Annotated in this window: 16 protein-coding genes; 5 read left to right on the forward strand and 11 right to left on the reverse strand. The window is 69.0% G+C overall.

Annotated elements, in window-relative coordinates; translation table 11 throughout:
- Positions 1 to 125: 125 nt before the first annotated feature.
- The 3 genes from ACQY4O_RS09475 to xylA are packed head-to-tail and all read left to right on the forward strand — an operon-like array spanning position 126 to position 3959.
- Complete coding sequence (locus ACQY4O_RS09475) at positions 126 to 1163, forward strand: LacI family DNA-binding transcriptional regulator (RefSeq protein ID WP_428376053.1); 1038 nt, start codon at positions 126 to 128, stop codon at positions 1161 to 1163.
- Positions 1164 to 1178: 15 nt separating this feature from the next.
- Positions 1179 to 2633: a xylulokinase gene (gene xylB / locus ACQY4O_RS09480; protein WP_428376055.1), complete on the forward strand. Its 1455-nt coding sequence runs from the start codon at positions 1179 to 1181 to the stop codon at positions 2631 to 2633.
- An 18-nt stretch (positions 2634 to 2651) separates the two neighbouring features.
- Positions 2652 to 3959: a xylose isomerase gene (xylA, locus tag ACQY4O_RS09485; protein WP_428376057.1), complete on the forward strand. Its 1308-nt coding sequence runs from the start codon at positions 2652 to 2654 to the stop codon at positions 3957 to 3959.
- 93 nt (positions 3960 to 4052) lie between these two features.
- On the opposite strand, the gene ACQY4O_RS09490 is transcribed toward xylA, so the two are convergent.
- The 3 genes from ACQY4O_RS09490 to ACQY4O_RS09500 all read right to left on the reverse strand — a co-directional run bounded on the left by ACQY4O_RS09490 (position 4053) and on the right by ACQY4O_RS09500 (position 10982).
- Positions 4053 to 5141, reverse strand: a complete 1089-nt coding sequence (locus tag ACQY4O_RS09490; RefSeq protein ID WP_428376059.1) for an acyltransferase family protein — start codon at positions 5139 to 5141, stop codon at positions 4053 to 4055.
- A 138-nt stretch (positions 5142 to 5279) separates the two neighbouring features.
- Positions 5280 to 6185, reverse strand: a complete 906-nt coding sequence (locus tag ACQY4O_RS09495; RefSeq protein ID WP_428376061.1) for a ferritin-like domain-containing protein — start codon at positions 6183 to 6185, stop codon at positions 5280 to 5282.
- Positions 6186 to 6347: 162 nt separating this feature from the next.
- Positions 6348 to 10982, reverse strand: coding sequence for an FkbM family methyltransferase (locus ACQY4O_RS09500; protein WP_428376063.1), 4635 nt, complete (start codon positions 10980 to 10982; stop codon positions 6348 to 6350).
- A gap of 134 nt (positions 10983 to 11116) precedes the next feature.
- Between ACQY4O_RS09500 and ACQY4O_RS09505 the strand changes: the two genes are divergently transcribed.
- Complete coding sequence (locus ACQY4O_RS09505) at positions 11117 to 12166, forward strand: FkbM family methyltransferase (protein ID WP_428376065.1); 1050 nt, start codon at positions 11117 to 11119, stop codon at positions 12164 to 12166.
- Position 12167: 1 nt separating this feature from the next.
- Here the strand turns inward: ACQY4O_RS09505 and ACQY4O_RS09510 are convergent, their stop codons facing one another.
- Both ACQY4O_RS09510 and ACQY4O_RS09515 read right to left on the reverse strand, forming a co-directional pair.
- Positions 12168 to 12851, reverse strand: a complete 684-nt coding sequence (locus ACQY4O_RS09510) for a glutathione S-transferase family protein (RefSeq protein WP_428376067.1) — start codon at positions 12849 to 12851, stop codon at positions 12168 to 12170.
- Between the two features lie 34 nt (positions 12852 to 12885).
- Entirely contained in the window at positions 12886 to 14139 is a 1254-nt protein-coding gene (locus tag ACQY4O_RS09515) for a NupC/NupG family nucleoside CNT transporter (protein ID WP_428376069.1), read from the reverse strand.
- A 111-nt stretch (positions 14140 to 14250) separates the two neighbouring features.
- Here ACQY4O_RS09515 and ACQY4O_RS09520 point away from each other — a divergent pair, with 111 nt between their 5' ends.
- The gene (locus ACQY4O_RS09520) at positions 14251 to 14742 is read left to right on the forward strand and encodes a glutathione peroxidase (protein ID WP_428376071.1); all 492 of its coding nucleotides are present in this window, start codon (positions 14251 to 14253) and stop codon (positions 14740 to 14742) included.
- On the opposite strand, the gene ACQY4O_RS09525 is transcribed toward ACQY4O_RS09520, so the two are convergent.
- The 6 genes from ACQY4O_RS09525 to ACQY4O_RS09550 all read right to left on the reverse strand — a co-directional run bounded on the left by ACQY4O_RS09525 (position 14743) and on the right by ACQY4O_RS09550 (position 22561).
- On the reverse strand, positions 14743 to 15837 hold the full coding sequence (locus ACQY4O_RS09525) for a tartrate dehydrogenase (RefSeq protein ID WP_428376073.1): 1095 nt from the start codon (positions 15835 to 15837) through the stop codon (positions 14743 to 14745). It abuts the gene before it with no gap.
- Positions 15838 to 15856: 19 nt separating this feature from the next.
- Positions 15857 to 16645: an ATP-binding cassette domain-containing protein gene (locus tag ACQY4O_RS09530; protein ID WP_428376074.1), complete on the reverse strand. Its 789-nt coding sequence runs from the start codon at positions 16643 to 16645 to the stop codon at positions 15857 to 15859.
- Entirely contained in the window at positions 16642 to 17646 is a 1005-nt protein-coding gene (locus ACQY4O_RS09535; RefSeq protein ID WP_428376075.1) for an ABC transporter permease, read from the reverse strand. Before ACQY4O_RS09535 ends, ACQY4O_RS09530 begins: the two co-directional genes overlap by 4 nt.
- 25 nt (positions 17647 to 17671) lie before the next feature.
- Positions 17672 to 18766: a sugar ABC transporter substrate-binding protein gene (locus ACQY4O_RS09540; protein WP_428376076.1), complete on the reverse strand. Its 1095-nt coding sequence runs from the start codon at positions 18764 to 18766 to the stop codon at positions 17672 to 17674.
- 82 nt (positions 18767 to 18848) lie between these two features.
- Positions 18849 to 20693 carry an ATP-binding protein gene (locus ACQY4O_RS09545; RefSeq protein WP_428376077.1) on the reverse strand — a complete coding sequence of 615 codons (1845 nt, stop codon included), beginning with the start codon at positions 20691 to 20693 and terminating at the stop codon, positions 18849 to 18851.
- Positions 20694 to 20731: 38 nt separating this feature from the next.
- Positions 20732 to 22561, reverse strand: a complete 1830-nt coding sequence (locus ACQY4O_RS09550) for an adenine deaminase C-terminal domain-containing protein (RefSeq protein WP_428376078.1) — start codon at positions 22559 to 22561, stop codon at positions 20732 to 20734.
- Positions 22562 to 22620: the final 59 nt, after the last annotated feature.

A 22620-nucleotide genomic window follows, 5' to 3' on the forward strand; every position in this document is an offset into this window, starting at 1 on the left:
ACCTTGGCAAGATAGTCGAAATAACGAACGAACGCGCAAAACTGACTATCGTACATCAACCACCTCGCTATGCTGGCGCCCCACCTTGCTGTTCAAGGACCCCCCAACTTGCTGTTTAAGGACCAATGAAGCGGATCACCGTGCATGATGTGGCGGCGCAGGCAGGCGTGTCGCTCGCCACCGTCGACCGCGTGCTCAATGGCCGGCGCGGCGTCAGCGAGGCGATGAGCCAGCGGGTGCATTCCACCATCGACCGGCTCGGCTTCACCCGCGACCACTTCGCCGCCAGCCTCGCCACCAGCCGGCGCCACCGCTTCGCGTTCATCCTCCCGCAGCCCGACGGCAACAGCTTCATGCATGCCCTGCACGACATGGTGCTCGCGCAGAACAAGCTGCTGATGACCCGTCGGATCCAGCTCGGCGTCATGACCTATCCGGCCTTCCAGGCGACCGCCCTCGCTTGCATCCTCGAGAGCATCGATGCGCAGCAGACCGATGGCGTCGCGGTGGTGGCGGTGGATGCGCCGCGTGTGCGCGCCGCCCTCGAGCAGCTGCAGGCGCGCGGGGTCGCGGTGATCACGCTGGTCTCCGATATCGCGAGCGCCGGCGCAACACCGGGCCGGCTGCACTGCATCGCCATCGACAATGTCGCCGCCGGACGTGTGGCAGGCTCGCTGATCGGACGCCTCAATGCGCGCCGTGCCGGCCGCGTCGCCGCGATCGCCGGCAACCTCACGCTGCGCGACCATAGCGAGCGGCATCTCGGCTTCTCGCAGGTGATCGGCCAGGAGCATCGGCCGCTCGTCCTGCTGCCGCCGGCGGAAGGGCTCGATGACGGTCCCGCGACCGCCGCGATCGTCCGCCGCCTGCTCGACACGCATGCCGACCTCATCGGGCTGTATTCGATCGGCGCCGGCAATCGCGGCATCATCGCGGCGCTGGAGCAGTCCGGACGGCAGCACGACATCGTGGTGGTCGGACACGAACTCACGCCGCATACGCGCGCCGCACTGCTGCGTGGCGCATTCGATGCGGTGCTGCACCAGTCGGTCGCCGACGAAATCACCGTTGCGGTCGAGGCCTTGCGCGCCGCGGCCGATGGCGACACCGGTCATGTGCCGGCACCGATCCGGATCGACATCTTCATGCGCGACAACGTCTGAACGGGACCGCCCAGCATGTTCATTGGTATCGACATCGGCACCTCCTCGGTCAAGGCGGTGCTCATCGACGAGCGGCAGGCGGTGCTGGCCACCGCGTCCGAGGCGCTCGGCGTCGATCGTCCGCATCCGGGCCATTCGGAACAGGACCCGCAGGCCTGGTGGCAGGCGACCCTCGCCGTGCTCGCGGCTCTGGCCAGCGCGCAGCCGGCGGCGATGCGCGACGTCGCCGGCATCGGCCTGTCCGGGCAGCAGCACGGCGCGGTGCTGCTGGACGCGGACCACGCGGTGCTGCGTCCGGCGATCCTGTGGAACGACACCCGCAGCGAGGCGGAGTGCGCGGCGCTGGAAGCCGAATGCCCCGAGCTGCGCGCGATCTTCGGCAACATCATGATGCCGGGCTTCACCGCGCCCAAGCTGCGCTGGGTGGAGACGCACGAGCCGGAGATCTTTGCGCGCACCCGGCTGGTGCTGCTGCCGAAGGACTATGTGCGCCTGCTGCTCACCGGCGAGGCGGTGTCGGACATGTCGGACGCCGCCGGCACCGGCTGGCTCGACATCGCCGCCCGCGACTGGTCGGACGCGGTGCTGGCGGCCACCCATCTCGACCGCTCGCACATGCCGCGCCTGGTGGAGGGAAGTGCCATATCCGGCCTGCTGCGCCCGGCGCTCGCCGACCGGTTTTCCATCGCGGGACCGGTGGTGGTGGCCGGCGGCGGCGGCGACAATGCGGCCTCCGCCTGCGGCATCGGCGCGGTGCGGCCGGGCAGCGCCTTCGTCTCACTGGGTACCTCCGGGGTGCTGTTCGCCAGCACCGACCGGTTCGCGCCGAACACGGCGTCGGCCGTGCACGCCTTCTGCCATGCGGTGCCCGACACCTGGCACCAGATGGGCGTGATCCTGTCGGCCACCGACAGCCTCGAATGGCTGGCGCGGCTGTTGCGCAGCGACGCCGCCAGCCTGACCGCCGAGCTCGGCCCCCGTGTGGCGCAACCGTCGCGCGCGCTGTTCGCGCCCTATCTCGCCGGCGAGCGCACGCCGCACAACATGGCCGGCCTGCGCGCGGGCTTTGCCGGCCTGGGCCACGAGGCCGACCGCGCCAGCCTGACCCAGGCGGTGCTGGAAGGCGTCGCCTTTGCCTTCCGCGACTGCCAGGAGGCCCTGATCGATGCCGGCACCGGCTTCGACCGCGCCTGGGCGGTGGGCGGCGGGGCGCGCTCGCCGGTCTGGCTGTCGATCATCGCAAGCGTGCTGCGCCGGCCGCTCGACCTGCCGGCGCAAGCCGAGAGCGGGGGCGCCTTCGGTGCGGCGCGCCTCGCGCTTTGCGCGGCGCGACACGCCGATCCGCTCGAGATCTGCACGCCGCCCGATATCGCCGGGACGTTCGAGCCCGACCCGGCGCTCGCCGACGCGTATGATCGCGCCTACGACCGCTACCGCATGCTGGCAGACGGGCTTAAGCAACTTGCATAACCGGACAGGGGTGAAGCCATGACTTCCATCTTCGGCAACATGCCGACCGTCGCTTATGAGGGTCCCGAGACCCGCAACCCGCTGGCTTATCGCTGGTACGACAGGGACCGGGTGGTGCTGGGCCGGAGCATGCGCGAGCATCTGCGCCTGACCGTCTGCTATTGGCACAGCTTCGTCATGAACGGGTCGGATCCGTTCGGGGCGCCCACCATCATCCGTCCCTGGAGCGGTCGCGACGGGCTCGATGCCGCCCGGCAGAAGGCCGATGCGGCGTTCGACCTGTTCCGCGTGCTCGGCGTGCCGTTCTACAGCTTCCACGATCGCGACGTGGTATCGGAAGGCGCCGGTTTTTCGGAATCGGTGGCCAATCTCGACGCCATCGCCGACGTGCTCGGACAAAAGCAGGACGAGACCGGCGTGCACCTGCTCTGGGGCACCGCCAACCTGTTCAGCCATCCGCGCTACATGGCGGGTGCGGCGACCAATCCGGACCCGGAAGTGTTCGCGTACGCGGCCGCCACCGTGAAGCACTGCCTCGACGTCACCCGCCGGCTCGGCGGCGCCAACTACGTACTGTGGGGCGGCCGCGAGGGCTACGACACGCTGCTCAACACCGATATCGGCCGCGAGCTCGACCAGATGGGCCGCTTCCTGAACCTCGTCGTGGAGTACAAGCACAGGATCGGCTACGCCGGCACCATCCTGATCGAGCCGAAGCCGCGGGAGCCGACCAAGCACCAGTATGATTTCGATGCCGCCACCGTCTATGGCTTCCTCAGGCGCTACGGCCTCGAGCACGAGGTCAAGCTCAACCTCGAATCCAACCATGCGCAGCTCGCCGGGCACAGCTTCGAGCACGAGATCGCGACCGCCGCGGCGCTCGGCATCCTCGGCTCGCTCGACGTGAACCGCGGCGACCCGCTGATCGGCTGGGACACCGACCAGTTCCCGAACTCGCTGCCCGACACCGCGCTGGCGCTGTATTACGTGCTGCAGTCGGGCGGCCTCGGCAGCGGCGGCCTGAACTTCGACGCCAAGATCAGGCGGCAGTCGATCGATGCGGAGGATCTGGTGCATGCGCATGTCGGCGGCATCGACCTGTGCGCCCGTGCACTGCTGGTGGCGGCGACGATGATCGAGGACGGCAGGCTCGCGCGGCACGTGGATGAGCGCTATGCCGGCTGGGATACCGGGCGCGGCCGTGCGCTGGCAACCGCGATGTCGCTCGAGGATATCGCCCGCGACGTGGCCTCGAGAAGCGACGACCCGCAGCCGCGTTCGGGACGCCAGGAATATCTGGAGAACCTCCTCAACAGCTATTTCTGAGGCAAGGCGGCCGGAGGCCGTAGCAGCCCTGGTGTCCTCCGGGTACCGAAACCCAGGGGCGGGCGCCTCTGGCAGCTTACGCAGTCGCAGCCGTCATCGCGGCTGCAGCATGGGGACACCGGGCAGAAGCAGGAGCAGGCGGGGGCCAAGTCGCCGGGCCGGGACTTCGATCAGGGCGTAGCTGATGAAGCTCCAGCCAATCAGCAGACAGATCGTCAAGCCGAAAGTCCAGGCGTGGAGTCCGAATTCTGCGTAGATCAGGCCGAAGAGGATCATGTGCCAGAGATAGATCGAGTAGGAAGCGTCGCCGAGCCGCTGCAGGACTGCCGGAGCGCGATGACCCGAGGCTTCCAGGTCGATCAGCGCAAGCAGCAGCAAGGCGCTGCCGACGCCGAATGTCGCGACGCGCGGCGCTGGCGCCAGCAACCCATGCACCGAGGTCAGCCAGATCCCGGCGGCCCAGAACGGAGCGGCAAGCAGGATCACGAAACCCGCGATTTGCCGCGGAGTATTGTCGTGCAGCACCGACACGAGCCACCCCAGTCCGAATTCGTAGATCATCGGATTGGCGCTGACACCCCAGCCACCCAGTCCGAGCGATCCCAGGCCGATTTGTTTGCCATTGACCCAGACGATTTCGATGATCATCCACGCGAAGATCGCCGGCTGCACGCGCGCCCCGGCAAGCAGGATTATGAGCGTGAGGATCGCGTAGAAATAGATCTCGAAGGCCAGCGTCCAGGCGGCCGAGAGCGGCGTCACCCACATGGTCGTCAGCGACGCCATAGCGAGCAATGACGGCTTCGGCGGCCATCCGGCCGGCTCGATCCTGAGCGTGCCGGCAAATCCTATCGCCAAGGCGAGCACGATCCAGTACAGCGGAAAGACGCGAAAAATCCGCCGGCAGGCGAAGTCCAGCGCCGGCAGGACGCGGCCTCGAAAGGCTGTCGTCGATCCGGCCCGGCGGGCGGCGCCACTCACGATGAAGCCGGAGATGACGAAAAACATGTCGACGCCGGAATAGGCAAACAACGGCACCGAAGCGTCAATCCAGAGCGGCATGACGTTGCCGCGCAGACCGTGCCCCACGACGACGAAAAGGGCGGCGCAGGCGCGGAGAGCCTGGACGTTCGCCAGCGTCGTCGCGCCCGCTGTACGACCCGGCTTCAGTGATCCGGCCAAGGCAGAGCGCTCGAAATCCGCATCGCTTCCCGTACATCGAACTCACGATGTTGGAAAGCCACGCCCGAAGGCCGCGCGCAGCAAAGGGCCAGCCGCACAGCCCTGGCTGTGCGGCTGGCCCACCTTGCCAAGTGTGCCTTAGGCGATGGTGCCGTTCAACTTGTTCGGGAAGAAGAGGTAACTCGACGCGGCACCGCCGCCATAGACGATGTTGAGCACCTGCGTGGTGGTTCGCCGGAAGACGAGGCTGTTCGAATCTGTCGGCAGGAAGTTGTAGGCGCTCCCCTGGGCGTCGGTGCCGTAGTCATCAGCGAGCCCAGACAAGGTCGCGCGCAATGCCGAGATTGCGTCAGTCGCGGCGCCTGCGCCGAGATCCGATAGCAGCGTGCGGATCGAGCCGGCGTGATAGGCCTCAACCGCGAGAATCGACGCGGCTGCGGTCACGTAGTCCGGATTGGAGATCAGCGAGGCGGCGCCGGCATAGGCGGTCACGCCGACATCCTCGAAGATGTAGGCACCCAGCAGGAAGCTGATCTCGTCGGCGAACGGGTTGAAGGTCTGCCCGGCGGTAATCAGGCCCGCCGCGATGGCCAGATTCGTGAAGCTGGTGCTCAGGTCGATCGACGGCTCGGCGACCGCGGCTGAGCCGAGGACCGCCCTGATGAAGCGGACGTGGGCCTGCTCATCGACCGCGATACGCTGTGCGTAGGCTTGAATGGCCGAACTCTGGAACGGCACCATGCTTCCGCCCGTCACGGTTCCCTGGGTGCCTGTGCCGGTGACGTCCGCACTGGACAGGCCGGTGCCGGTCGCCGCACGCAGGTAGAACTCGGCTTCCAGATATTCGAGGTTGAGGGCGAAATTGAAGATGTCGGCGTCGCCTACGGCCGCCTTTGCGCTGCCGCTGGTCAGCGCGACGCCGCCGGCCGAGAGCGCGCTGAGGGCCGCGGCACCCGCGAGACCGGTGCCAACGCGTTTGAACACGGACCGCCGAGCGAACGCCGAAACCGCGTCGTCAGGCAGGCCGATTTCAGTACCAGTCATGATAACACTCCGGAATGGATACACCCCGCTAACGTTCGATACTCAAGGATTGGATGCATGGAAAAGCTGGCGCTATCCCGGGGGCGGTGACACTTTAACGTGAGATCAGCAGAGCGGATCGACCCGCCGCCAAAACCGCGCTTCGATACTGAAGGGCGGCAGTCATATCGTGCTGTTTTCGGAAAGCTCGCGCGTGCGGATGAGTCCGGTCAGCATGCCGAAAAGCCGCTGCGCGATCAGCGGCCAGTGTCGTGCCCGCATCCAGTCCTGGGCATTTTGTTGCAGCGCAGCACACATGTCGTGATTGTCGAGCAGGGTGTCGAGGTCATTCGCGACAGACGCTGCATCCGTGCCGCTGAACCGGAACACCGCGTCGTTCGCCTCGGCGAACAACGCGATCGGCGTCACCGCGACCGCGACGCCGCTGGTCAGCGCGGTGCGCATCGCCGCACTGGACGCCTCCTTCGAGGGCCGGTACGGCAGGGCGATCACCTCGCAGCCCGCGAGCAGCTCGAGCGAGCGCCGATGCGGCAGGAACCCGGTCTCGAAGGTGATCGCGTCCCGCACGCCGAGATCGGCTGCGAGCGCCATGCAGCGCTTGATCTCGCGCGGCGAGTGCGGGTGGTTGTATTCGGCATTCACCAGCAGCAGCCTCGCACCCGGCCAGCGCTGCCGCAGCAGGGCGAACGCCTCGATCAGGGTGTCGATCCCCTTGCCGGGCAGGAAGAACCCGTAGCAGCCGATGGTCGGCCGGTCGGACCTCGCCCGCGGTGGTGGCGGCAGCGGCCGGGCGATGCCATGCGGCAGCAGGGTCGTGTTGGCATCCAGCCCGAGCGACTGCAGCCTGACCAGGTCGGCCACCGTATGCACCAGCACGCGGTCGATGCGGCGCAACGCCTCGATCGCGACATGCCGCTCGGCTGCGGCAAGCTCGAGCAGATCGCTGGTATTGTGCAGCGCCACGACGACCACCCTGCCGCGCAGCGCGCGGTGATCGATCAGCCGGGCGAGGCTGGCAAACGACAGCAAGCCGGGCTGGTGCTGCAGCACGACGGCCGGCGCGTCATCGGCGGCGATCGCCTGCGCCAGCGGCTCGACCGTCCGCCGGTCACCAGCCTCCCAGCACGGCCAGATCTCGGCGTCCACAGCCGGATCGGCGGACGGATCGGCGGCGTCGGAGGCATCCATCACCGTGCGACGGTCGCACAGGATGCGTATGCGAACCTTGCCGGCCTCACCCGGCGCGTTCAGCAGGCCGTCCAGCAGCTGGCGGGAATATTCGGCCACGCCGCAGCGCACGCCCCAGCTCGATACCCAGGCGATGCGCGGTGTCTGCGGCGGCGGCGCCAGCAGCAGGTCGCGGGCCAGACCACAATAGGCGTCAGCCAGCGTCGCCGCCTCCGGCAACCGCAACGGCCCCGGCCCGGCTTCCGGTATGGCCGGCGCAGCCGACCGCTCGCGCAGGGCGGCCACGAGGTCGTCGTGCCCGGGTTCCAGCCACAGCGAATGCGCGGTCGCCAGATGGCTGCCTGACGGCGCCGGGCGGTAGCGCAACAGGCGCACGCCGGGCAGCGGTCCGTCCGGCCCGGTGCAGAAATCCATGTGGCCGCCGCGCCCGGTGACGATGAGGCCGAGACCGGCGGCGAGCGCCTCCGCCGCCGGCAGGTTGTAGCCCTCGCCGCGCGTCGGCAGCACCATCGTGTCGGCATCGCGGTAGAGCGCCAGCAGCGCGTCGCCGTCGAGGTCGGCATCGACCAGCTCGACTGGGGCAAGACCCGGATCGGCCGCGCGCAGGGCGGCAAGCTGGCTGGCGACCTGGTTGTGCGGATTGGGAAACCCCTTGATCACCAGCCGCACCGCATCACCGGCGCGGAACGCCGCCGCCCAGGCCCGCAGCAGCACGTCGACGCCCTTGCGCGGAAAGCAGGACGAGACATGCAGGAAACGATGCACCGGCGCAGGATCCGCCGGCCGCGCGCGCCGCAACGCCGAAAAGCGCTCCAGCCGCACCGCGGGCGGGATCACCCGGACCGGGATGGCGAGCCCGCTCTCGACCAGGGCCGCGCGCACGAAACGCGTCGGCGCCACCACGGCGTCGAAATGCCGTCCCAGCAGCTCGATCGTGGCAGCCGGCAGCAGGCTCTCTTCCCAGAACAGCATCGCCACCGCGACGTCGCCACGCTGCCGCGGCACATGCACCGGATAGTGCTGGCTGATCACCATCTCGGGTCCGGTCGCGTGCGGCGGCCGGTGCACCAGCGCCGACACCAACGCCCGCTCGTCGGCCGGCACGCCGGACAGGTCCAGCGTCGGGCCCCCCTCCACCGGCAGCAGCCGCACCCGGCCCGGCAGCGCCGTCTCCAGCGCCAGCGCGAGGTCGCGGTTGATCGCGGCCAGGCTGTAGCTGCCATTGACATGGCCGGCGATCGACAGCCGCAGGTTCGCCTCCAGCAGCGGCGCCGTGGCAGGCTCGACCGGCAATGCCGCACCCGCGCGCAGCAGTGCCTGCGCCAGCACGGCAAGCTGGCGGTCCAGGGCGAAGCGGTCGAGGGTCGCGTCCTGCGCACGGGCCCGCGCGGCGCGCGCCTCCGGATCGCGGGCCAGCCGCAGCATCGCGGCGGCCACCGTCGCGGGCGCCGTGTCGATCAGCAGGTCGGCAGCCGTGCCGAGCGTGTACGGCACCGCCCCACCGGGATAGGCCAGCACCGGCACGCCATGCACCATGGCCTCGACCAGCGGCACACCGAAGCCTTCATGGCGGCTCAGCGAGACATACAGGTCGGATGCCGCATACCAGTCGTGCAGGGTTGCGTCCGTGACGCCGCCGGCCAGCACGACCTCCGCGTCCAGGCCGTGACGTGCGATCGCCTGCCGCAGGGACCGCGCATACGCATCGTCGGTGGCATCCGGGCGCCCGACCAGCACCAGCCGCGACGGGCCGCCGAAGCCGGCCCGGAAGGTCGCGAAGGCCTCGACCAGCGCGAGCTGGCCCTTGGAGGCATTGATGCGCCCGACGAACAGGAGGGTGAAGCGGTCGGCGTCGCGCAGGGCGTGGGTGGCGCGCGCGGCGCGGCGCCGCAGGTCGTCGAGGTCGAACAGCAGGGTGCAGGCGCGCACCGGCGCCAGGCCGAGGCCGCGCAGCTCGTTCGCGTTGTACTCGCTGTCGGCAAGGGCTGCCGACACATGTCCCCTGAAAGCGGCGAGCTGCCGGCGTCCGAGCCGGGCGTAGTGCGCCAGGTACGGGTGGCGCGCGAGCAACTCGGGCGGCGTGATGTTGTGGTAGAGCAGCAGCTTCGGCGCCGGCAAAGCCAGGATCTGCTCGAACCGGTCATAGCCCATCGAGTGCCGCGCGATCAGCACGTAGCCGTCGTGCCGGGGCAGCGCCTCCATCGGCAGCAGGTCCCCGGCCAGCGCCTCGGGCGGCTCCTCGGTGTAGATCTCGCTGTGGTAGCCCATCGCGCGCAGCAGCCCGCGGGTGAGCAGCATCGCGTTGGTGATGGCGTCGTTAACTGCGGAGCCGGAATGGAACTGGTGCACCGTGGCGAGGCCGCCGGCCTGCAGGCCCGGCGAGGTCAGGAACGGCGGCGGCGGCGTGACCGGCAGCGGCGGCAGCGAGGCCACGTCAGGCGCGATGTCCGGCTCCTCGTCCGGCCTGTCTGCGAGTTCTGCGCGCGCCGGCTGCTCCGGCAGCTCCGGCAGCTCCGGCGGCGGCGGCGGCTGACCGGCGCCACGGCCGATCAGCCGCCGCGTGCGGCGCACGGCAATCCGCATCGGCGCCGTCAGGAGCCAGGAGCTGCTGCCGCGCACGACCGCCAGCTCGTGCAGCGCCGCCTGCAGCCGCATGTGGAGCTGCTGCAGGTCATGGCGGCTCTGGTGCAAAGCCGCCCGCTCCGCCGCCAGGTCGCGCACCTGGAGGTGCTCGTGGCGAACGGCTTCGGTCTGCAGCTTGCCGAGGGCTTCGCGAAGCCGGCCGGCCTCGTGCATCGCCGCTTCGCGCTGCAGGTGCGACTGCTCTGCCGAAGCCTCTGCCTGCTTCTCGGCGAGCATGGCGCGCTTGTGCAAGCTGCTGATGTCGGCCTCGAGCCGCCCGGCCCGCTCGATCCAGACGCTGTCGCCCGCACGCAGGAAATCGTCGAACACGTTGGGCGGTGTCCGGAAGGCCGGCGCCAGGGCCGCGTGGCGCTCGTGGGCGACATAGTAGCGGTTGAGGCCGTCGAACCAGACGAAGTCGTAGTCCGACTCGAGCAGCAGCGGCTCCCAGTCCTGGTACGTCTCGGTGGTGGAGTTCGGCGCGGTCGCCTCGACGAGGACGATCCAGGGCCGGTAGCGTACCAGGTCGGCACCCTGCAGCACCGCGCGCTCGGTGCCCTCCACATCGATCTTGAGGAAATGGATATCGGGTGCCGCATGCAGCGCGCAGATCTCGGCCAGCGTCAGCACCGGCGCGCTCTCGGTGGCCACCGGCAGCCCGGCCGCCGCGTGCGCGGCCGCAATCGCCGGATCCAGCGTCGACAGGCCGGTGCCCTCGACGCGGTAGAACGGCGCGTCCCCGGCCTGCGCGCCGAGAGCGATCCGCAACGTCACGTCGCGCGGACGCGCCGCTGCGAGGCGCCGCGCCGCATCCGCCAGCGGCTCGATATTCACGCCGCTCCAGCCACGGTCGTAGAAGGCGCGGGTCACGCTGTGGGTGTCGGGATGGTAGGCCCCGACATCGAGATAGAACCCGGCCCCGATGTCGCCGAGGGCCCGCCAGAGCAGGACGTCCTCGAAATTCTGCGCGTAGGAAATGAAAGTCATGCCGGCTCAATCCATGTCCCAATGCAACGCAGGGATCAACTCGCCGGATGACCGCCTGCGGCGCGGCGGGGCGTCTTTGCAGGACGCCGGCGCCCCTGCCAGTCTGCAGCACTGCCGGAGAGGGGAGATCGACCGTGGCGCCATCGCAAGACCTGCAGACGCGGCCGGAGCCGTGGCAGGGGACGTTCTCGAACAGCACCACGCTGGACGACATCGTCGCCTGCTTCCGCCTGCTGCTGGGCCGGCTGCCGAACCGCGAGGAATGGCGCGGCCATTCAGCCCGCGTGGGCGAGCCGCTCGACATGGTGGTCGGAAGCTACGTGAGCTCGCTGGAATTCTCCCGCCGTGGGCTTGGCGCGCCCGGCACGCTGGGATCGGTCGGGCAGGCGCAGCTGCCGTCCTTCAGCATCTACTTTGAGGCCGACGACGCCGCCGTCGGACGGCACGTGACCTGGGAAGACTTTGACGCCGACGTCATCGCGGTGTTTCGACGCTTCGTGCGGCCCGGCGCGCATGTGCTCGATCTCGGCGCCAATATCGGGTACTTCACGATGCTGTCGGCTTCCCTCGTCGGACCATCCGGCTCGGTGATGGCAATCGAGCCGAACCCGGGCAACGCCCGCCTGATCGAGGCAAGCCGGCGTGCCAACGGGTTTGCGCAGGTGCGCGTGGTGCAGGTCGCGGCCGGACGCGAGGCCGGGCTGCTGGTGCTGCACCGCTCGCATTCCAACGGCACCACCTCTGCCGCCCCCGACGATGTGGTATCCCTGCTGGCCGCCGAGACCGTGGCCTGCGTGCGGGTGGACGGGATCGTGCCGCGTGGACGACGCATCGGCTTCATCAAGGCGGATGTCGAGGGCGCCGAGTATCTCGCGCTGAGTGGCTGCCTGCGCATCATCCGGCGCGACCGTCCGGTCATCCTGACCGAGTTCAGCCCCTCGCTGATGCAAGGCATCTCGGGGATCAGCGGCCCCGGCTACCTGGCCTGGCTGACCGGCCTCGGCTATCGGCTCTCCATCGTGCAGCCGGACGGCAGCCTGCTCGCGGCCGGACCCGCCGCCATCATGGCGGAACACGCGGCCCGCGGCATCGATCACCTGGACCTGGTGGCCGAGCCGATCCCGGTGGCAATGCACGTGCAGCAGCGCCTGCGTCGCCTCGCGGCCAAACTGGGCCGCCGATGAGCTAAGCGATCTCGTACGGGCCGCCGCGCTCCAGCGCCCGCGCATAGGCGGGACGCGCGCGCAGGCGATCGAGCCAGTTTTGCAGGTTCGGCAGCGCCGCGCCGAGCGCTTTCAGCCGCAGGCCGGCGATCTCGAGCGGAAAGCTCATCTGCGCGTCCGCCACCGAGAAGCTGTCGCCGGCGAACCAGGGCCGCGCATCCAGTTCGCGATCGAGGAAATTCAGGTGCAGTGCCAGCTGCGGGCCGAGGAACTGCCTGTCCACGCCGCGGCCGATGCCGTCCAGCAACGGCCGCAGCAGCGGGCGCAGCAGCTTGGGCGGCTGCTGCGGCAGGCGCGAGAAGACCAGCTGCAACAGCAGCAGCGGCATCAGCGAGCCCTCGGCATAATGCAAATAGTAGGTGGCCCGCTCGCGCTCCACCGAGCCCGGCTGGGGCATCAGCCGGCCGTCGCCGTAGGTCGTTGCCAGATATTCCATAATGGCGCCGGTTTCGGCGAGCGTGCGATCGCCATCCGTCACCACCGGGGATTTGCCGAGCGGATGCACCGCACGCAGCGAGGCCGGTGCCAGCATGGTCCTCGGATTGCGCTCGTAGCGCCGGATCTCGTACGGAACCTCGAGTTCCTCGAGCAGGAACAGCACCCGCTGCGAGCGGCTGTTGTTAAGGTGGTGCACGGTCAGCGTCATGGGTGGCGTATCCCCAGCCTTCGAAAGAGAGCTTTCAGGAAATGAACATGCCGGCGATGGTGGCGCTGGCGAGGTTCGACAAGGTGCCGGCCAGCACCGCGCGCAGGCCGAGGCGCGAGACCTCCGCGCGGCGCTCGGGAGCAACGCTGCCGAAGCCTGCGAGCAAAATGCCGATCGAGGAGAAATTGGCGAACCCGCAAAGCGCGAACGAGACGATCGCCAGGCTGCGCGGATCCAGCGTGCGCGCATGGATCAGCGGCGAGAGATGCACGTAGGCCACGAACTCGTTGAACACGATCTTCTGGCCGATGATGCCGCCGACCAGGACGCAGAGGTCGGGCCTGACGCCGATCAGCCAGGCGAGCGGTGCGAACAGCCAGCCCAGCATGGCTTCGAGCGACAGCGCCGGATGGCCCGCCAGGCCGCCGATCCAGCCGACCAGCCCGTTCAGGCAGGCGATCAGGCCGATGAAGGCCACCAGCATCGAGCCGACCGCGACGGCGACCCGCACGCCGTTGGTGGTGCCGATCGCCACCGCCTCGAACACGTTGGCCGGGCGGCGCTCCTCGAATTCGAGATCCATTGTGGTGACCGGGGACGCCTCGGTGGTCGGCAGCAGCAGTTTCGCGAACAGCAGGCCGCCGGGGATCGCCATGAAGGAGGCCGCCAGCAGGTAGTCGATCGGCACGCCGAGTCCGGCATAGCCCGCCAGCACCGAACCCGCCACCGAGGCGGTGCCGCTCGACATCACCGCGAACAGCTCGGCGCGCGTCAGCAGGGCGACGAAGGGCCTAATCGCCACCGGCATCTCGCTCTGCCCCAGGAAGATCGTGGTGACGGCGGAGAAGCTCTCGATCGCCGAGGTGCCGACCACCGCGCGGACGGCGCCGCCGAGGATGCGCGCCATGAATTGCATGACGTGGAAATAGTACAGGACCGCGATCAGCGCGGAGATGTAGATGATCTGCGGCAGCACGCGCAGCGCGAACACGAAGCCGCCATCGGGGAAGACGGTGAACATGCGCGGGCCGACCAGGCCGCCGAACAGGAATTCGATGCCGTCATTCCCGTAGCCCAGCACCTGGTTCACCACCAGCGAGATCGCGTGCAGCGCATGCCGCCCGACCGGCACGAACAGGATCAACGCGCCGATCGCGAACTGCAAGGCGAGTGCGGCGCCGACGGTGCGGAGCCGGATGCGCCGGCGGTCGAGGGAGCAGACGAGTGCGATCGCGACCAGCGCCGCGAGGCCGGCCACGCCATGCAGGGCCACCTCCAGTTGCGGCATCAGGCGGCACGTCCGGCCTGCGTCGCGATCCCCTGGAGCATGTCGGCGCCGGTCATGGCATGGTTATGGCCGAAGAAACTGCCGACCCCAACCCCTGGCAGGGAGCCGCCGATGCGCCGACCGACCGCCCACGACTACAGCCTGGACCTGCTGGATGGCGGCACGCTGCCGCTGGACCGCTATGCCGGGCATCCTGTCCTGCTCGTCAACACGGCGTCGAAATGCGGCTTCACCCCGCAATACGAGGAGCTGCAGGCGGTCTGGTCGCATTATCGCGGCCGCGGGCTGGTGGTGATCGGCGCGCCCTGCAACGATTTCGGCCGGCAGGAGCCGGGCAACGCCGAGGAGATCCAGAGCTTCTGCGCCCGCAACTATGGCGTCTCGTTCCCGATGTCGGCCAAGCTGCATGTGCGCGGACCCGAAGCCCATCCGCTGTTCCGCTGGCTGGCCGAGGAGGGCGGCGTGCTGTCCAGGCCGCGCTGGAATTTCTACAAATACCTGATCGGCCGCGACGGGCGGCTGCAGAGCTGGTTCACCAGCGTCACCAAGCCGATGAACCACCGCGTGCGCACGGCCATCGACCGGGCGATCCTGCAGGACTGATCAACGATCAAGCGCCAGGGCATCGGCGATCGCCCTGCCGCAGGAAGCGGTATCGGCGTGGCCGCCCAGGTCGCGCGTGCGCAGATGCGGCTCGGCCAGCACCTGCTCGATGGCGCGGACGATGGCCGCCGCCGCCGCCGCCTCGCCCAGATGGTCCAGCATCATCGCCGCCGACCAGATCTGCCCGACGGGATTCGCGATCCCCTGGCCGGCAATATCCGGCGCCGAGCCGTGCACCGGCTCGAACAGCGACGGGAACCGCCGCTCCGGGTTGATGTTGCCGGCCGGCGCGATGCCGATGGTGCCGGTGCAGGCCGGTCCGAGGTCGGACAGGATGTCGCCGAACAGGTTGCTGCCGACCACCACGTCGAAGCGGTCGGGATGCTGCACGAAATGTGCGGCCAGGATGTCGATATGGTACTTGTCCCACGTGACCTGCGGATAGTGCCGCGCCATCGCCTCCACGCGCTCGTCCCAGTACGGCATGGTGATCGAGATGCCGTTCGACTTGGTGGCCGAGGTCAGGTGGCGGCGCGGACGGGCGGCCGCCAGCTCGAAGGCATGGCGCAGGATGCGATCGACCCCGGTGCGGGTCATGATGGTTTCCTGCACCACGAACTCGCGCTCGGTGCCGGCGAACATGCGACCGCCGATGGAGGAATATTCCCCCTCGGTGTTCTCGCGCACCACCACGAAGTCGATGTCGCCGGGGGCGCGGCCGGCGAGCGGCGAGGCCACGCCCGGCATCAGCCGCACCGGGCGGATATTGGCGTACTGGTCGAACTCGCGCCGCATCGGGATCAGCGAGCCCCAGAGCGAGACATGGTCCGGCACCTTGTCCGGCCAGCCGACCGCGCCGAACAGGATCGCATCGTGGCCGCCGATCTGCGCCTTCCAGTCGTCGGGCATCATCTGCCCGTGCCGGAGGTAGTAGTCGCAGGAGGCGAACCCGAAACTGTCGGACTCCAGGCGAAACCCGTAGCGCGACGCCGCCGCCTCGAGCACCCTGAGCGCCTGGGGCATCACCTCGCGGCCGATACCGTCACCGGGGATCACCGCCACCCTGTAGGCCCGGTTGGAAGGCTGTCCGCTCATGCTCGGGTCGGTGCCGGGGTCAAGCAGTAGACGGGTTGCGCATCGAGCGATATTCGCGGCGCACGATTTCCATCAGTTCCGGCACCGACGTCGAGGCGGCCTGGTTCTCGTAGGTCACGGCGCCACGCTGCATCAGCATGATGCGGTCGGCGATCTCCAGCGTCTGCGCGTAGTTGTGCATGATCATGATGATCGACAGCGAGCCCTTGGCTTTCAGGCGCAGGATCAGGTCGATGATCAGGCCGGCCTCGCGGGCGCCCATCGCCGCCAGCGGCTCGTCGAGCAGCAGCACCCGCGCATTCGAGTTGACCGCGCGCGCCACCGCGATCGCCTGCCGCTGGCCACCCGACAGCCGCTCGACCGGCAGGTCCACCGACGGCACATGCACGCCGATCTCGTCGAGCAGTTCGCTGGTGCGCCGGCGCATGGCGCGGTTGTTGAGCAGCCGGAACGGACCCGGATAGACGATCTCGCGGTTGAGGAACATGTTGTGGAAGATCGACAGCCCGTTGGCCAGCGCCAGGTCCTGGTACACACACTCGATGCCGAGCGACCGCGCATGGTCGACCGAGCGCAGCTGCACTTCCTGGCGGTCGATGAACAGGCGGCCTTCGGTCGGCGACTGGAAGCCGGTCAGGATTTTCATCAGCGTGGATTTGCCGGCGCCGTTGTCGCCAAGAATGCCGAGGATCTCGCCAGGCTTAAGGTTCAGCGACACCCCGCGCAGCGCGGTAAGCGCGCCGAACTTCATCACGATATTCTCGGCCCGGACGATACCCGGTTCTGCCGGAGTGGGGGCTCCGCTCATCGCGCGCCTCCCAGCCGGCTCAGCCGCGTCATGTGGATGTTGAACACCATGGCGATCAGGATCGCCGCCCCCAGGATGATGTTGAAGGTGAAGGCGTTGATCCCGATCAGCGTGAAGCCGTCATTGAGCACGCCGAGCACGGTGGCGCCGATCAGGCCGCCGATGATGGTGCCCGAGCCGCCGGCGAGCGAGGTGCCGCCGATCACGCCGGACGCCACCGCGAGGAACATGATCTGGCTGCCGCCCGCCTGCGGGTCCACCGACGAGATGCGGAAGCCCTCCAGCATGCCGACGAAACCCGACAGCACCGCACTCAGCACGAAATTGCCGATCTTCAGGCGCTTGACATTGATGCCGGTCTCGGCCGCCCCGAGCGGATTGCCGCCGGAAGCCACGGTGTGCAAACCCCAGCGGGTGTTGCGCAGCAGCACATGCATCAGCAGCCCGATCGCGACCGCCCAGCAGATCTCGCTATAGCCCCAGTGGCCGAAGAACGCCTGGAAACCCGGCGAGCCGGGCGCATCGACCGGCGTGCCGGCGGAGAGCGTCAGCGTCAGGCCGTTGAGCAGGAACATGGTGCCGAGCGTGGTGACGAAGCTCGGCACCCGCAGGAACACCGTGACCATGCCGTTCACCAGGCCGATCAGCCCGCTGGCGAGGAGTGCGAGCAGCAGCCCGACCGGCGCCGGCAATCCGGCCAGCACCGCGAAATGCATCACGAACGGCGCGAAGGCGAAGATCATGCCGGCGGAGAGGTCGATCTCGCCGCCGATCATCAGCATGATCTCGCCGAACGAGATGATCGCAGCCGGGGCGATGAACTGCGACAGGTTCTCCAGGCTGGCCGAGGTCAGCAGGAAGTCGCGGTTCTCGACCTCGAAATAGGCGATCAGCAGAACCGCCACGACGAGTATGCTGATCTCGCGCCATTTCAGGATGCTGTCCAGCAGCACGCCCGCCGAGGAGCGCCGCGGCGGTTCAGCCGTGCCGGTCTGGGCCATCAGTGGTGGGCCATCAATGGTGGCATCAGCCGCCGATCGCACCGGTCAGCGGCACGATCTGCGCGGTCGCCGACTTGCCCTCGTAGCGCGTCGAGGTGGAGAGGTAGGGCTTGACGTTGTCCCTGGTGACGAATTTCAGCCCGGTATTGATGTCGGCCGGCCCGGTGAGGCCGCCCGAGGCCAGGAACGTGAACATCTCCATGCAGGTATAGAAGCCCTGCAGGTAGGCCTGCTGGTCGATGGTGAAGTCGAGCGCGCCCTTCTGGATCAGCTCGAGGGTGCGCGGCAGCAGGTCGAAGCCGCCGCCATGCACGCCTTTGGCGGCCAGGCCGTACTGGTCCATGGTCTCGGCGATGCCCTGCGTGCTACCGGCATCGACCGCGAACATGCCTTTCACATGCTGGTGGCCGAGATAGTACGACTTGATCTTGGACAGCTCCTCGTTGACCGTCGCGCCGGTCGCGACCACGTCGATATCGATCTTCTTGCCGGACTTCTTGATGACGCTGGCGGCGCCGTCGAGCCGCGGCTGGATGTTGAGCTGGCCGGGCGTTGCGATGAACATCGCCACCGTGCCGCTGTCGATCAGGCTGACGATGCGCTCGCCGAGCAGCACGCCGGCCTGGAACAGGTCCTGGCCGATATAGGCGAGCCGCTTGCTGCCGCTGCCCGCCGGCGCGTCGGCGTTGTAGGCGAAGACCGGGATGCCGGCGGCGAGCGCCTTCTCGATCGGGCCCTCGAAGGCCTTCGGGTCGACGATGCACACGCCGATGGCACTCGCCTTGGCGGCGATCGCGGAGTTCATCGCGTTCACCATCTCGCTGACGTCGGCAGTGGCCGAGCCGGTCCACTGGTAGCTGCAGCCGAGCAGTTCAGTCGCGTCGTGGATGCCGTACTGCGCCGGCGTGAAGAACGGGTTGGTGGTGACGTGGTTGACGAAGACGAAGCGCCAGCGCGGGTGGGTCGGGAACGGGCCGGCGCCCGCCGCCTCTGCCCGGCCGCCGCCCAGCAGCGCCGCCGAGGAGGCGAGGCCTGCCAGGCCCACCCCCGAAAGAGCAGCACTATGCAGCAGGCCCCGCCGCAGGCGGTCTGCGGGGGGCGCGTCGTCTTGGTGGTCCATGGTGTCTCCTCCGGGCACGCCTCTTGGATGCGGGCGCCGGTGGCAGATTTGCGCCGTTGCCCTCGGTTGTCAAAGCAGCAGTTCAGCCGCTGTCCGAGACCGTCAACTGGCGCAGCCGCAGCGCCGCCCGGAGTGCGGCGCGGGCGGCGGGCAGGCTCTGGTGGTGGTCGTCGGCGGCCAGCGTCAGCGCCTGGGTCGAGAGCGCATGACCCATCTCCCAGCCCGCCCAGGTGGCATGCTTCGACAGCGCGAACACCAGCATGCGTCCGACCCGCTCGACCAGGGACTGCTCGGCCGAATGCAGCGCATGCCGGCGCACGGTGCCCTGGTCGAGGGCCCAGCCGAACTCGCGCTCGATCACCGACTGCATCGCCGGCACCGCCGCATACAGGCAGTTCACGAACAGCTGGTGGGTTTCCGGATAGTAGCGCGCGCCGCGCTCCGCAAGACCGCGCGCCGCCACCTCGGTCGGCTCACGCAGCATGACGATCTGCGGCGCCGGCTCGAAGTCGTCCTCGTCGGTCTCGACCTCCTCGACCTCCTCGCGCGCCTGCACTTCCGGAGCCGCCGGCTCGGCCGCCGCCGCCGTCGACCCGGGCTCGCCGGGCGCTGCGTCATCGCCGGGCGGCGACGGCTCGGGCTCCGGCACCGCCGCCGCGTCCGCCGGCGCTTGCGCGTCGGCTGCAGGCGTCGCCGCGATCGGTCCGGGCCGCGGCACCGGCCGGGTGCGGCGCGGGACCCTGAGGTCGCGCAGCAACTGCGCCAGCGCCGCGGTGATCTCCGGCGAGACCGCGCTGTCCGGGGCGTGCTGCTGGATCAGCGCCACCAGCCAGGCCGGACGATGCCCTGCCACCAGCGCCGCGTAGGCGCGCAGCGAGACCTGCTGCTGCAGCCCGTCGCGATGGCGCAGGAACTGCCGGTAGCCGTCGGGCAGCACCGCGAAATCGTCGGGGAATTCGACGAACACCGAGATGTTGCGGCCACAGAACGGGATGCCGAATACCGGTCCCAGATGCAGCCAGTCCTGGTTCCAGGCCAGGTCATAGACCTCGTCCCTGTGGACGAGACCCGCGGCGCCATGCACGAAATACGGCATGCCGGCGCCGGCGCAGGTCTGCGTCTCGGAGCCGGGCAGGAACCCGTCGAAGATGTAGTGCACCACGATGCCGTCACCGGCCGTGACACTCTCGTAGCGGTCGTAGCCGGCCCCGAGGCGCTCGGCGATCGAGCGGAACCGGAAGCTGGCCGCCGCGACGGTGGCGCCCGGATGCAGGATCACCTCGACATCGTCGGGCAGCCGGAAGAATTTTTTCGCGAGTTCCTCGGCGACCCAGTAGGCCACCATGCCGGGAGCACCGTCATAGGGGTCGGACAGCGTGTCCTGGCCCACGCGGTTGCCGAGCAGCACCACCTCGGTCCAATCGTGGAGCAGGCTGCGGCCGTCCGCCTCGGCCTGCACGGTCACGTCCAGCACATCGTGCAGGCCGTCGCGGCCCGGAACCTCGCGCTTCAGGCGCCCATAGACGCCGTTGCGCTGGCCGATCAGCACCTCGTGCACGCGGCCCTCGCGGCAGGACCGGTAGCGCATGCCGCACCGGTTCGACGGCAGCGACGCGACCTTCGCACCCATGCCGAAATTCTGTTCGAGGCTGTTCTGCTTGCGGATCGAGGAGGCGATGTCGCACATCCTAAACAACTCGTCCGCGGTCATGCCCCGCCCGGTGTTCCAGATCGCAAGCTTGCCGGCGCCGTCGACCACGATGCCCGACAGCTCGACCCGCCGTGCCCCGTCCGGCGCGGTCTGGGCGGCTTCGATGGCATTGCGCACCAGCTCGCGCAGCATCATCGATTTCGGACAACGATCGATCATGCTGGCAACGAGGAAGCTCTCGTCGCCGACACGCAGCTGCGTGACCTGCGAGTTCATTTGCTTCCCTTGCTGATAAGCGAGTCTCCAGAGGCCTCTCAGACAGCCTCGAACAGGGGCAAACGCTCCATTCCTGGCACGGTGACGAGGCCCTTGTCGGTGATGCGTATAGCAGGGATTACTGATAACGGAATCAAATTGAATCCCATGTAGGGCAGCCGGCAGCCGGCGGCGACCCAGGCCTGCTTGAGCACCGCCGCCTGAAGCGCTACCTCGGTGGCGCGCAGGTCCGACAGCAGGCCGGCCACCGGCAGCGCCACCATCGCCGCCACCGTGCCATGCTGCACCACCACCACGCCGCCGCCCTCGGCCCGGATCGCCTCGACCGCGATGCGCATGTCGGCCTCGCTGGTGCCGGCGACGACGACGTTGTGGGCATCATGGCCGACGCTGCTGGCCACCGCGCCACCTTTCAGGCCGAAGCCGCGCAGCAGGCCGTGCGCCACCTCGCCCGAGCGGCCGTGCCGTTCCAGCACCGACAGGAAGCACAAATCGTGGGCGTCGAAATGAAGCTGCCAGTCGGTGGCGGACTGCAGCGCCAGCACCTCGTGATGCAGCGCGATGTCGGAGGGCTCGCGTATGGCGATCACGTTGACCCGGCAGGGCGTGTTCGGCAACGCGGGCGTCAGCGCCGCCCCCGGTGTCGCGCCTGGGGCGGGCAGGTGCAGCGTATGGTAGGCGGCGTCCGGATACCGGTAGCGCATGGTCGAGAGCTGCCGGTCCAGCTCGGATGTGACGCGCCGGTCCTCGACCGCGAGCGTGCCGCCGTACCAGGTGTTGCGCACCCGCAAATCATCGTCGAGCAGCACCAGGTCGGCGCGCCGTCCGCCGCCGAGGCCGCCGATCTCGCCGTCCATGCCGAACCGTGTTGCGGCATGCAGCGAGCCCATCGCCCAGGCGGTCTCGCGGCCGATCCCCGCCGCGATCGCCTGCCGCAGCACCCAGTCCTGCCCGAACAGGAACAGGTCGTCGGCGTCGCGGTCGTCGGTGCACAGGCACACACGCTGCGCACTCACGCCGAGCTCGGTGACCGCGCGGATCGCCGCCGGCAGGCTGTGCCACGGCGTGCCGGGCGGCCCGCCGCGCAGGAAGATCCACACCCCGGCCTCGATCAGGTCGGCGGCGATCTCGCATGTCACCGCCTCGTGGGTGTCGGTGACGCCGCTCGCCGCGTAGGCGGCGACGAACTCGCGCCCATAGACATGCCCGCTGACCGGCCGGCCGCGCCGGAGCGCCTCGGCGACGATGGCATGGCTGCGCGCGTCGCCCTCGCAGAGCTGCACGAAATCCATCTTCTCGCCGAGTGCCACCGCCTCCGGCCAGCGGTCGAACAGCCTGCCGATCTTGTCGGGCGTGAGGTCGCCGCCCGCGGTCTCGAACACCGGAGAGGTCGCCGGCACCGTGCTCGGCACCGTGAGGAAGATGCTCAGCGGCGCCGCGCGGGCATCCTCGAGCATCCACTCGACGCCCTGGGCGTCGCACACATTGCCGATCTCGTGGCTGTCGCAGAAGATCGTGGTGGTGCCGTTGAGCAGCGCCGCCTCGGCATAGGCGCAGGCGGTCATCATGCTGCTCTCGATATGCAGATGCGGGTCGATCAGCCCGGGTGCGATGATGCCGCCGCCGGCATCGTACACCTGGGCGGCGTCGCGCGACCGGCCGGCGGGATGCATCGCCGCGATCCGGCCATGGCTGATCCAGAGCTCGCGGTCCTCCAACAGCCGGCCGGAATAGGTCGAAAGCAGGCGCGCCCCGCGTATCACCAGGTCGGGCGGCTGCCGCCCGGAGGCGACGGCGGCGAGGCTGCGCGTGACCTCGTGCAGCGGCGGGACGGAGAACCGGGTCAGGCCGGACGGGGTTGGGGTCATGCGGTTGATGCTAGTGGAAACGGCCGGACCGAGGATACCCTGCCGAGGGTCGGCTTGTG

This window comes from Lichenicoccus sp., from assembly GCF_965277665.1.
GTDB lineage: Bacteria > Pseudomonadota > Alphaproteobacteria > Acetobacterales > Acetobacteraceae > Lichenicoccus.